Here is a 12,221-nt window from a genome sequence, read left to right on the forward strand (position 1 = left end):
TCGGTCCACTGGAGGTCTGTGGTGGTCGGCTTGATGCTCACCCTGAGTCAGGGCTCCTCTCAACAGGTCAGGTGACGGGGTGCCAGGCGCGGTGCAGTCGGTGTGTGAGGCTTTCTCGGAGCCCGAGAGCCCGAGAGCCCGAGAGCCCGAGAGCCCGAGAGCCCGAGAGCCCGAGAGCCCGAGAGCCCGATGGGCCGTTCCGTGTGTGTGATCGGTGGCGACGTCGTAGACCACCGTCGCGGCATTCCACGAAGACCGTCACCCGTAACCCTGTGATTGTTAACGCTCACAACCGTAAGGGGCAAGAGTACCCCGTACTTTGGCCGGTCCACGGCTCATGCCCGTCCTCGTGCGATGTGACACCGTACGTGGCCCGGGACCGGCCGGTCGACGGGCGTTCAGTGCGCATGATGCGCGTGCCGACGGCTTCGCGGTGATCGGCTCTGCGGGGTTCGGCCCCGGCCCCTCCGGGGCGGCGTGCACCGAAGCCTGTCCTCCTGGTGCGACGCCCCGACGCCCCGACGCCCCGACGCCCCGACGCCGTGACGGCCAGTCGTGTGGCGTTCGCCCTCGCCGTAGGGGAAGCGGGCCCTCCGCTCGGCGGACAGGCGGTGTCCGCGCCCCGGAAACGGGCGGCCGGCAGCCGCTTCGGCGGCCTCCACGACGGCTGCGGCGAGGGCTGCCGCGGAACTGTCGAGCGCCTGCTCTGTCCCTGTGCCGTGAGCGTAACCCGTTCGGAGGGGCCGCGGGTTCGTGCCTCCGGCCTCGCGGTCCGCCTGGCGGTGCCCATGGGCCGCCCCCGGCCGTCATGCTGCTGCCGGCCGGAGCGGTCCGGTGAAGCGGCCGGTGCGCCCGGCGCCTTCGCGGGGCGCGTCACCGGCGCGCGTACGGTACAGGCGCGTCCGGTTGGCCGTGCTGGTCCGGGGGCGCGGTTCCGGTGGCGGGCCGCCGTGGCGTGGGCGGACTCTGCCGGATGCCCCACTTTTGCCCCGTTCTTCGGGCCCACGGCCGTGCATCGTTGTGAGAAAAAGCCTGGTCCCTCTTGTCCTGTGGTGATGCGAGCGCTAACAATCAAGCTCGACCGAGGCTGTCGAACCTCGACCGCCTCCCGGACGACGCCCCGGTGGTGCGAGGACACATGCTGCCGCCGAAGCCCTTCGGGACAGAAGCACCCTCAACGACGAGATTGCCAGGTAATGCCCATGACGAACTTCCGAGCCGCATCCCTCCTCCTCGCCGTGACCACCAGCTGCGCCCTGCTCCTGACGGCCTGCGGGCAGAACAGCGAGGGAGGAAGTCAGGAGTCGAAGGACGAGAAGGACCTCACCATCGGGATCTCCATGCCCACCAAGTCCTCCGAAAGGTGGATCGCGGACGGCGCCAACATGTCGGCGGGCCTGAAGAAGAGCGGATTTCGCACCAGCCTGCAGTACGGGGAGGACGACCCCGACCAGCAGGTGGCCCAGATCGAGAACATGATCACCCAAGGTGTCGACGCCCTGGTCGTGGCGGCCATCAACGGTGAGGCGCTGTCCAACGTCCTGCAGCAGGCCGCGGACGCCCGCATCCCGGTCATCTCCTACGACCGGCTCATCCTGGGCTCCCCGCACGTGGCCTACTACGCCTCCTTCGACAATGAGAAGGTCGGCAAGCTCCAGGCCACCTACATCGTCGAGAAGCTGGGCCTGAAGGACGGCTCGAAGAAGGGCCCCTTCAACATCGAGCTGTTCGCCGGCTCGAACGATGACAACAACACCAAGTACTTCTTCAACGGCGCCATGGAGGTGCTGAAGCCCTATCTCGACAAGAAGCAGCTCGTCGTACGTTCGAAGCAGACCCGGCTCGCCCAGGTCACCACGTTGCGCTGGGACGGAGGCACGGCGCAGAAGCGCATGGACGACCTGCTGACCTCCTCCTATTCCACGGCCAGGGTCGACGCGGTGCTGTCCCCGTACGACGGCATCTCGATCGGCATCCTGTCCGCCCTGAAGTCCGACGACTACGGGAGCCCGGCCAAGCCGTTGCCGATCGTCACGGGCCAGGACGCCGAGGTCGCCTCCGTGAAGTCGATCATCGCGAACCAGCAGACCCAGACCGTGTACAAGGACACCCGCGCACTGGCGAAGGTGGCCGCGGACATGGTGATCGCCGTCCTCGACGGCAAGAAGCCCGAGATCAATGACGACAGCACGTACGACAACGGCAAGAAGGTGGTGCCGGCCTACCTGCTCGACCCGATCAGCGTCGACAAGGCGAACTACCGGAAGGTCCTGGTCGACTCCGGCTACATCAAGGCCGAGGAGCTCCGTTGAGCCCCTCCGACCCGCGCACGCCTCCGGCCGGCCCCGTGCTGGAGATGCGGGCCATCGTCAAGACCTTCCCCGGTGTCAGGGCCCTGTCGGAAGTGACCCTGTCCGTCGAGCGGGGCGAGGTTCACGCTCTGTGCGGCGAGAACGGCGCCGGCAAGTCGACGCTGATGAAGGTCCTGTCCGGCGTGCATCCGCACGGGAGCTACGAGGGTGAGGTCCTCTTCGAGGGCGAACCGTGCCGCTTCAAGGACATCCGGGCCAGTGAGCGGCACGGCATCGTCATCATCCACCAGGAACTCGCACTCGTTCCTTACCTGTCCATCGCCGAGAACATCTTCCTCGGCAACGAGCCGTCGCGACGAGGCATCATCGACTGGCGCGAAGTGCTGAGGCGTGCCGCCGCACTGCTGCGGCGCGTGGGTCTCGACGAACACCCCGAGACCCGGGTGGCCGACATCGGCGTGGGCAAGCAGCAACTCGTGGAGATCGCGAAGGCGCTGGCGAAGGACGTCCGGTTGCTCATCCTCGACGAGCCCACCGCAGCCCTCAACGACGAGGACAGCGCGAAACTGCTGCGGCTGGTACGGGAGCTGAAAGACCAGGGCATCACCTCCATCATCATCTCGCACAAGCTCAACGAGATCGCGCAGATCGCCGACTCCGTCACCATCCTGCGTGACGGACGCTCCATCGAGACCCTGGACGTCAGGGACCCGGCCACCACCGAGGACCGCATCATCCGGGGCATGGTGGGGCGGAGCCTGGACAGCCGCTTTCCCGACCGCACCCCGTACCAGGGCCCGGCCGACGCCGACCCGGTCCTGGAGATCCGGGACTGGACCGTACGCCACCCCCTGGACCACAGCCGCAAGGTCGTCGACGGGGTCTCGCTCCAGGTCCGCCGCGGCGAGATCGTCGGCGTCGCGGGGCTCATGGGCGCCGGCCGCACGGAACTCGCGATGAGCGTCTTCGGCCGCTCCTACGGCCGTTACCAGCAGGGGACCGTCCTCAAGGACGGCCGGGAGGTGCGCACCCGCACGGTCCCCGAAGCGGTCGCCAACGGCATCGCGTACGTCACCGAGGACCGCAAGCACTACGGCCTCAACCTGGAGGACTCCGTGAGCCGGAACATCTCGCTCGCGTCCCTCCACACACTCGCGCGCAGGGGCGTCGTGGACGCCCACGAGGAGCGCAGAGTCGCCGAACGGTACCGGCGGACCATGGGCATCAAGGCTCCGAACGTCCTCGAACCGGTCGGCCGGCTCTCCGGCGGCAACCAGCAGAAGGTCGTTCTCAGCAAGTGGATCCTTGCCGGGCCCGATGTACTCATCCTCGACGAGCCCACTCGCGGAGTCGACGTGGGGGCCAAGTTCGAGATCTACACCGTGATCGACCGACTCGCCGCCGAGGGGAAGGCCATCCTCCTCATCTCCTCCGAACTGCCCGAACTGCTCGGCATGTGCGACCGGGTCTACACCATGGCCGCCGGCCGGTTGACCGGCGAAGTCCCCCGCGAGGACGCCACCCAGGAAGTGCTGATGCGGCACATGACGCAGGACGTTCCCGCGCCGTCCGCAGTCGGCGCACGCACCGCCACCCCCAACGAAGGACATCAGGAATGAGTACCCCCGCCACCACGAAGTCGACCGCTCCGCCGCCTCAGGGGGACGGCGTCGCCCAGCCCGGCGGGGCACAGGTGGCTCGTGCGCTTCTGGACGGCGTCCGGCGGAACATGCGCCAGTACGGGATGCTCCTCGCGCTCGGACTGATCGTGCTGCTGTTCCAGGTCTGGACGGGAGGGGACCTCCTCCTGCCGCGCAACGTCTCCAACCTGGTGCTCCAGAACAGCTACATCCTCATCCTGGCCATCGGCATGATGATGGTCATCATCTCCGGGCACATCGACCTGTCCGTGGGCTCACTGATGGCCCTGGTAGGCGGCGTGGGGGCCGTGCTCATGGTCGAGCACCATCTCTCCTGGCCCGTCGCGGTGGTCCTCGCCCTCCTGCTGGGGGCCGTCGCGGGTGCGCTCCAAGGGTTCTTCATCGCGTACGTGGGCATACCGTCGTTCATCGTGACGCTCGCCGGCATGCTCCTGTTCCGGGGTCTCACGGAGATCTTCCTCCAGGGCCAGACACTCGGTCCGTTCCCGGAGGGACTGCAGAAGATCGCCAACGGTTTCCTGCCGGAAGCGGGGCCGCAGACCAACTACCACAACCTGACCCTCCTCCTGGGCCTGGGGCTGATCGCCTTCGTCGTGTTCCAGGAGGTGCGTGACCGTCGGCGTCAGCGGGAGTTCGCGCTGGAATCGCTCCCCACCAGCCTCTTCGCGCTCAAGGTGACGGCATTGGCCGCCGCCGTACTGGTCACGACCCTGTTGCTCGCCAGCTACAAGGGCGCTCCTGTCGTGCTCCTGATCCTGGCCGTGCTGCTCGTCGGCTTCGGTTACGTGATGCGCAACGCGGTCATCGGCCGCCACGTGTACGCGGTGGGGGGAAACCTGCCCGCCGCGAAGCTGTCCGGGGTCAAGGACAAGAAGGTGACCTTCGCGGTGTTCCTCAACATGGGAATGCTCGCGGCGCTCGCCGGACTCGTGTTCGCGGCCCGTTTCAACGCGGCCTCGCCCAAGGCGGGCGTGAACTTCGAACTGGAGGCCATCGCCGCCGCGTTCATCGGCGGGGCCTCGATGAGCGGTGGCGTGGGGACCGTGACGGGCGCCATCATCGGGGGCCTGGTCCTCGGCGTGCTCAACAACGGCATGAACCTGGTCGGCGTGGGCACCGACTGGCAGCAGGTCATCAAGGGCCTCGTGCTGCTCGCTGCGGTCGGATTCGACGTATGGAACAGGCGCAGAGCGGGCGTCTGAACCCAGCCCGGGTCGGTGGCTGTGCCGGCCGGTCGACACCGGCGGGCACAGCCACCTCGGCATGTCCCTGAGGGGTCAGCCGCGGACACCGAACCGCTCAGCCGCGGACACCGAACCGCTCAGCCGCGGACACCGAACCGCTCAGCCGCGGACACCGAACCGCAGGACCGTCGTCGACCGGTACTCATCGCCGGCGCGGAGCACCGTGGACGGGTCGCCGGGGCGGTTCGGGGAGTCGGGGAAGTGCTGGGTCTCCAACGCGATTCCGGCTCCCGCCCGGTAGGGCGTTCCGCTCTTGCCGACGACGGTCCCGTCGAACTGTCCGCCCGTGTAGACCTGCAGGCCGGGCTCGGTGGTGAACACCTCCATGCACCGGCCCGTGGCCGGCGCCCGGAGGACGGCCGCACGGCGCAGCGTGCCGTCGCCGTCCGGGGTCAGAACGAAGTTGTGGTCGTACCCCCCGCCCGCTGCCATGGGCCGATGCCCGGAGCGGGCCAGCGCATCGGAGAGCTTGAGAGGGCTGCGGAGGTCGAACGCGGTACCGGAGACGGGGAGATGCTGCCCGCGCGGAAGGAGATCTCCGTCGACCGGTGTGTAGTGGGAGGCGTCGACGGCCAGCTCGTGATCGTAGATGTCGCCGGCGCCTTCGCCTTCGAGGTTGAAGTAGGCGTGGTTGGTGAGATTGACCGGCGTGGCGGCGTCGGTGACTGCCGCGTAGGTGAGGGTGAGTTCGTCGTTCCGGCCCAGGAGACAGCTGACCGTGACGTCCAGGTTTCCCGGAAAGCCCTGATCGCCGTCAGGGCTGCGGAGGCGCAGGAGTACCCCGGTCCGCTCCGGGGTGTGCACGCTCTCGGCTTCCCAGATCCGGGTGTCGAACCCGTCGGTTCCGCCGTGCAGGCAATGGCCGTTCTCCTGCGTGGTCAGCTGGTACGGCGTGCCGTCCAGGGTGAACCGGCCGTGGGCGATGCGGTTGGCGTAGCGGCCCACCGTGGCTCCGAAGTACCCGGCGGCGCTCGACCCGCCCGGTTCGCGGGGCGCGAGGACGACATCGGCCGGACGGCCGTGCCGGTCCGGCACCCACAGCCCGTGGAGGCGGGCGCCATGGGTGTGCACTTCCGCCGTGAGTCCTCCGGCGAAGCCGAAGGTCCAGCGTTGTCCGGCTGCCGGGTCGGGGCGGCAGACCGGAGGGCCTCCGGCGAAAGGGGGCGAGGACGGGTTCATGGAGCTCCTTGACCACAGGGGGAGACGGCGGCAGAGGGTGAGAGGTGTCGGCGGGCACGCGCCGACGGCGGTGGGGATCAGGGGGCTGTCGAGAGCCTCCGCGCACCCGGGGCGGCGTGCGGTTCCGCTCGGCCGAGCGGAATGTGCCTGAAGGACAACCGGTATGTGCCTGAGGAACAACCGGTATGTGCCTGAGGAACAACCGGTATGTGCCTGAGGAACAACCGGTATGTGCCTGAGGAACAGCCGGTCGTGTCACCCCTGCTTCGGTTGCGCGATGACGCCTTCGGGGCGGGCCGGCGGCCGGGTGATCGGCGTCGCTGCCGCGCGCGGACAGGGACGGAGGACAGCGGAGCCTCCGTGTGCGCGGCGTGGCGACGACGTGCGCGGCATGGCGACGACTGGCCGTACCCGGCTCCGTATACCCGTACATGTGTGTTAACGATAACAAGATGGATGACGGCTCACCAGAGCCCTCGCCGCGTCGAGCGCGCACGGGTGGGTGCTCTTCCCGTCCGCCGCCCGATCCGCAGTCCGACACGGCATGGGGCGGGTTTGGGGTCAAGTGGGGCGTTTGTGTCAACGGATCGTCGGGCAATCCCGCGCGCCCGGCCCTTGCGGGCAGTGCAAGGGTCTTGAGCTCAGGGCAAGTTAGCGCTCACAATTCTCGGCGGGTAGTCGTGTGACGCCCTCGCCCGGAGGTGTGCGAGCCGGCCGGTTGCGCCGGCCTTCTCGCGAAGGACGCCCTGTTCTGGAAGCGGTGACGGCCCCGTGCGTGGTACGGGCCCCGAACGGCGGCCGGAGCCAACAGAGCCACCCCGAGCCCGACCCGTCATCCGCTCCGACGGTGCGGCCCCGCTCCCGGTCACCCGGGGGCGAGGCCGCCGTGGCGGGCCGGACCGGCGGTGCGGGCGCACGACGACACCTCTGTCCGCCCAGACCGGCGCCTTCCGGCGCCACGACTCGGAGGATCCATGTCCCGCAGAAGTACCCGACCACGTCTCAGGCTCGGCCTGACGGCCGCCGCGGTCCTGGTCACGACCGCCCTCGTGCCGGTCCCCGCGCACGGCGAGGCGCCCGTCACCGACTACGCCATCACCGTGGACCCGGGCAAGCAGGGGGCCGCGATCGACGACACCATGTACGGGCTGTTCCTGGAGGACATCAACCGGGCCGCCGACGGGGGCCTGTACGCCGAACTCGTACAGAACAGGTCCTTCGAGTACTCCACCGCCGACAACCGGGCCTACACCTCGCTGACCTCCTGGGACGTCGACGGCTCCGCCACGGTCGTGAACGACGACGGCCGTCTCCACGCGAACAACCGCAACTACGCGCGGGTGGCGGCGGGCACGACCCTGACCAATTCCGGCTACAACAGCGGACTGTCGCTGAGGAGCGGGGCGAAGTACGACTTCTCGGTATGGGCCCGCGCCGAGGCCGGAACCACCCTCACCCTCACGCTCAAGGACACGGGCGGCGCGCTCGCCTCGGTCCAGCGGAAGGCCGTGCGAGGCGGCTGGAAGAAGTACCGTGCCACGTTCACCGCGACGCGCACCACCACAACCGGTCGGCTCGCCGTGGCCTCGACCGGCGCCGCCGCCCTGGACGAAGTGTCCCTCTTCCCCCGTGACACGTACAAGAAGCAGCCGGGGGGCCTGCGCAAGGACCTCGCGGAGAAGCTCGCCGCGCTGAAGCCCGGCTTCCTCCGCTTTCCCGGCGGGTGCCTCGTCAACACCGGCTCGATGGAGGACTACAGCGAGGCGTCCGGCTGGCAGCGAGCCCGTTCCTACCAGTGGAAGGACACCATAGGCCCGGTCGAGCAGCGTGCCACCAACGCCAACTTCTGGGGCTACAACCAGAGCTATGGCCTCGGCTACTACGAGTACTTCCGCTTCGCCGAGGACGTGGGAGCGATGCCGCTGCCCGTCGTGCCCGCCCTGGTCACCGGCTGCGGTCAGAACCGGGCCGTCGTCGACGACGCCCTGCTGAAGCGGCACATCCAGGACACCCTGGACCTCATCGAGTTCGCCAACGGTCCGGTGACGTCCACCTGGGGCCGCAAGCGCGCCGACATGGGGCACCCCGCGCCGTTCGGACTCACGCACGTCCAGGTCGGCAACGAGGAGAACCTGCCCCGGGAGTTCTTCGAGCGCTTCACGAAGTTCCGTACGGCCATCGAGGCGAAGCACCCGGGGATCACGGTGGTCTCCAACTCCGGACCGGCCTCATCCGGTGCGAACTTCGACACCCTCTGGCAACTCAACCGGGACGCCGGCGTCGCCATGGTCGACGAGCACTACTACAACAGCCCGCGGTGGTTCCTGGAGAACAACCAGCGTTACGACTCCTACGACCGTTCCGGCCCCAAGGTCTTCCTCGGCGAGTACGCCTCCCAGGGCAACACCTTCGGCAACGGTCTCGCCGAGGCCGCGTTCATGACCGGCCTGGAGCGCAACGCGGACATCGTCAAGCTCGCCTCCTACGCGCCCGTCCTCGCCAACGAGGACTACGTGCAGTGGCGCCCCAACCTGATCTGGTTCAACAACCGCGCGTCCTGGGGCTCGGCCAACTACGAGGTCCAGAAGCTCTTCATGAACAACGCGGGTGACCGGGTCGTTCCCTCCGAGGCCACGTCCACCCCCTCCGTCAGCGGGCCCATCTCCGGGGCCGTCGGCCTGTCGACGTGGGCGACAGCCGCCTCGTACGACGACGTACGGGTGACCGCCGCGGACGGCAGGACCCTGCTGACCGACGACTTCTCCGGCTCGCCCTCGGCCTGGACCCACACAGGCGGCGGCAACTGGGCCGTCCAGGACGGCCAGTACACCCAGAACGACGTCGCGGCCGAGAACACCACGGTCACCGCGGGCGACCGCGCCTGGCACGACTACGACCTGCGCGTGAAGGCCACCAAGCAGGCGGGCGCCGAAGGATTCCTGGTCGCCTTCGGCGTCAAGGACACCGGCAACTACTACTGGTGGAACCTCGGAGGGTGGGGCAACACGGCGCACGGAGTCGAGCGCTCCGACAACGGCGCGAAGACGACCCTGATCAGCAAGCCCGGCACCATCGAGTCCGGACGCGCCTACGACATCGAGGTCAAGGTCCGGGGACGCCAGGTGACCCTCTACCTGGACGGCAAGGAGTGGGGTTCCTTCACCGACGACCGGGTGGCCGAACCGTTCCGCCAGGTCGTCACCCGGGACCAGGCCACCGGTGACCTGATCGTCAAGGTCGTGAACGCCCAGCCGACCGAGGCACGCACCAGCGTCGACCTCGGCGGAGCGCGGGTGGCTTCGCGGGCGCAGGTGACGACCCTGGCGGCCGATCCCTCCGCCGTGAACAGTGAGACAGCCACTCCCGTCGCCCCCGTCAGGTCCACCCTGACCGGGATCTCGGACACCTTCACCTACACGTTCCCCGCTCACTCGGTCACGTTCCTGAGGATCGCCGGACGGTAGCGACCGCCCCTCGGCCCCCGGTCCTCGCGGGCGTTCCTCGGGATGCGCGTCGCCTTCCGAGGAGGCTGTTCGGCGAGGTACACCGCGGCTCCCGCCCGGTCCCGGTAGCGGGCCGGGCGGGAGCCGCGGTGGCTGTGGGCGATGGTCACGGTGGATGTTCACGACGCACGGGACGTCCACCGGCATGATGCCGTGCGCGGCCGGCGCGGCACCCTGCGAACGGTTCCGGACGACAGCGTCCCGCTGTCGTCCGCTCACTCCTCGTCGGCGGACCGCCCCGCGGCGGACGCGTGCGCCTCGATCGCCGCCTCGGCAGCGGCCAGGTGACGGGCGACCGGGCCGAAGGAGACCAGTCCGCTGCCCGCGCCGGCGTACTCGGCTTCGGCGGGGGCGAGTTCGTCCCGGGCGCGGCGCAGTACCGGCAGATGCCCCACGGACGCGGCGGCTCGGGCGAGTACGCACCACAGCGCTTCCTGGAGCAGATCGTGCGGCGGCCGGGGGACTGTCGAGAGAGCTTGCCGGGCCCGCTCGGTGTCGCCGGAGGCGGCCAGGAGCAGGGGGGCGAGCCACGGCCGGTACGGGCCCGGGTCCAGGCCGGCGAAGTCGGCGGGGTCGGGCAGGGCGTCGCCGCGCATGACGGGGATCAGCTCGACGAGGGCAGCGGCTCCCGAGGTGAGGCCGGACATGCCGCAGTCAGCCGTCTTGGCCAGGACGCGTGTGTACCGGGGGCGGGCAGCCGGCCAGCCGCCCGTCTCGCAGAGGCGCAAGGCCCGGTACCAGGCGGTGAACACGCCGGCGAGCGGCCGTTCGTTGCGGTCCGCGAGCTGGTCGATCTCCTCGGCCTCGGCGTCCGCTTCCGCGCAGCGGCCGAGTCCGGCGAGCGCCTGCAGGCGGACGATACGGCCGAGCACCTCGTGCCCGGGGAGCTGGTGGTCGACGGCCAGGCGGGTCAGCTCGGTGCCGAGGGCGTCCCGGCGGGCGGCCGACCCGCAGGCGGCGAACCCCTGCATGAAGGCACCGTTGAGGGCGAACGCCAGGAGAGCGGGGTCGCCGAGGCGACGGGCCGTGCGGACGGCCTCCGCGGCGGCGCGTTCGGCGCGCAGCCGCCATACTTCGGTGGCGGGCGCGGCGGAGGCCCGGGGGAGCGGGACGTCGGCGGCGGCGTCACCCCGGGACTCGACCGCCACGACCGACAGCAGCCTGGCGCGCAGGGCGGGCGGACCTGCGGGGCCGAGCCGGGCGGCCGCCCGCGCCGCGGCCCGCGACAGTTCCGCGGCGCCTTCGGGGTCGTCGGCGCGGGTCCACACCGCCGGGACGTCGTAGGAGCCGATGATCCGGGCGGCCAGTTCCGGGTCGCCGGTCGTCTCCGCGGCCGAGACCAGGTCGCGCCGGTGCCGATGTGCCTCCTCCAGTCCCTCGGGTCCGGTTACCGCGAGATCGCGCAGCAGGCCGGCGGTGGCGTGCAGCCGCGCCCGGGAGCGGGCGGGCACCGAGCGGTTCCAGGAGGCCGCCGCCCGGTCCCAGACGCCGTCGGCCGTTCCGGCCGGTTCGGCCGGGGGGTCCGCCGGGCCGAGGACGCGTGCCTCGGCCCGCGCCAGAGCGCCCGAGCCTCCGTTCAGGGCGCCACGGGCCCGGGCGAGTACCCGCAGAGCCTCGTCACGCCGCCCGGCGCGGTCCAGCGCCGTGGCCAGCAGCACCCAGCCGTCTTCCCGGCCGGGGTGCTCGGCCACATGGGCCCGCAGGTCCGCGACGGCGTCCCGGGCGGCGCCGGTCGCCAACAGGGCGTCGGCCCGCCGCTCCACCGCGTCCAGGCGCAGCGCCTCCAGCCGCGCCCGCTCGGCGGCGGCCCACGCGGCAGCGGGGAAATCGGCGAGCACCGGCCCCCGCCAGCAGGCGAGTGCCTTGTCCCAGAGGGCGACGGCGGCGCGCGGCGACGCTCGGTCGGCGTGGGCGGCGAGGCCCTCGAACCGCCAGGCGTCGACCGCCTCCCGGCCGGCGCGCAGGGCGTATCCGGGGCCGTCGGTGACCAGGAGACGGGACGGCTGCCGGGGCGGGCGCCCGGGTTCCAGAGCACGCCGCAGGGCCGCGACGAAGGTGCGGACCGCGCCGACCGCGCCCGCCGGGGGCTCGTCCTCCCACAGGTCGGCCACCAGCCGGCCGACCGGGACCACCCGGCCCCGGGCGATCAGCAGCCGCCCGAGGACCTCCCGGTGCCGGGGCGCGCTCAGCGGCAGCAGGCCCCCGTCGGGGTCCCAGGCGACGACCGGTCCCAGCAGTCCGAACTGCACACTCACGGCAGGGTCCTACCTTTCAAGACGTGGGTCTGATCTGGTCACTCGTAAGATCGGAGGGCCCAGGGGC

6 protein-coding genes are annotated in these 12,221 nt (G+C 70.4%); 4 read left to right on the forward strand and 2 right to left on the reverse strand.

All coding sequences use genetic code 11. From position 1 onward, the window contains the following. Window positions 1-1,202: 1,202 nt before the first annotated feature. The 3 genes from chvE to mmsB are packed head-to-tail and all read left to right on the forward strand — an operon-like array spanning window position 1,203 to window position 5,175. Window positions 1,203-2,312: a multiple monosaccharide ABC transporter substrate-binding protein gene (gene chvE, locus IE145_RS32810; RefSeq protein WP_189529071.1), complete on the forward strand. Its 1,110-nt coding sequence runs from the start codon at window positions 1,203-1,205 to the stop codon at window positions 2,310-2,312. Between the two features lie 44 nt (window positions 2,313-2,356). Next, a complete protein-coding gene (mmsA, locus tag IE145_RS32815; RefSeq protein WP_189529076.1) occupies window positions 2,357-3,931 on the forward strand; it encodes a multiple monosaccharide ABC transporter ATP-binding protein in 1,575 nt (524 codons plus the stop codon). Beyond that, window positions 3,928-5,175, forward strand: a complete 1,248-nt coding sequence (mmsB, locus tag IE145_RS32820; protein WP_189529072.1) for a multiple monosaccharide ABC transporter permease — start codon at window positions 3,928-3,930, stop codon at window positions 5,173-5,175. The genes mmsA and mmsB overlap by 4 nt, the downstream gene beginning before the upstream one ends. A 141-nt stretch (window positions 5,176-5,316) precedes the next feature. Here mmsB and IE145_RS32825 read toward each other — a convergent pair whose 3' ends face one another. Then, a complete protein-coding gene (locus IE145_RS32825) occupies window positions 5,317-6,396 on the reverse strand; it encodes an aldose epimerase family protein (protein ID WP_189529073.1) in 1,080 nt (359 codons plus the stop codon). A gap of 974 nt (window positions 6,397-7,370) precedes the next feature. Between IE145_RS32825 and IE145_RS32830 the strand changes: the two genes are divergently transcribed. Further along, window positions 7,371-9,860 (forward strand): alpha-L-arabinofuranosidase family protein, encoded by a 2,490-nt coding sequence (locus tag IE145_RS32830; RefSeq protein ID WP_189529074.1) that lies wholly within the window; start codon window positions 7,371-7,373, stop codon window positions 9,858-9,860. Between the two features lie 254 nt (window positions 9,861-10,114). Here the strand turns inward: IE145_RS32830 and IE145_RS32835 are convergent, their stop codons facing one another. Next, entirely contained in the window at window positions 10,115-12,154 is a 2,040-nt protein-coding gene (locus IE145_RS32835) for an AfsR/SARP family transcriptional regulator (protein WP_189529075.1), read from the reverse strand. Window positions 12,155-12,221 lie beyond the last annotated feature (67 nt).

Origin of the sequence: Streptomyces sindenensis (assembly GCF_014649035.1) — a bacterium.
Taxonomy (GTDB): domain Bacteria; phylum Actinomycetota; class Actinomycetes; order Streptomycetales; family Streptomycetaceae; genus Streptomyces; species Streptomyces sindenensis.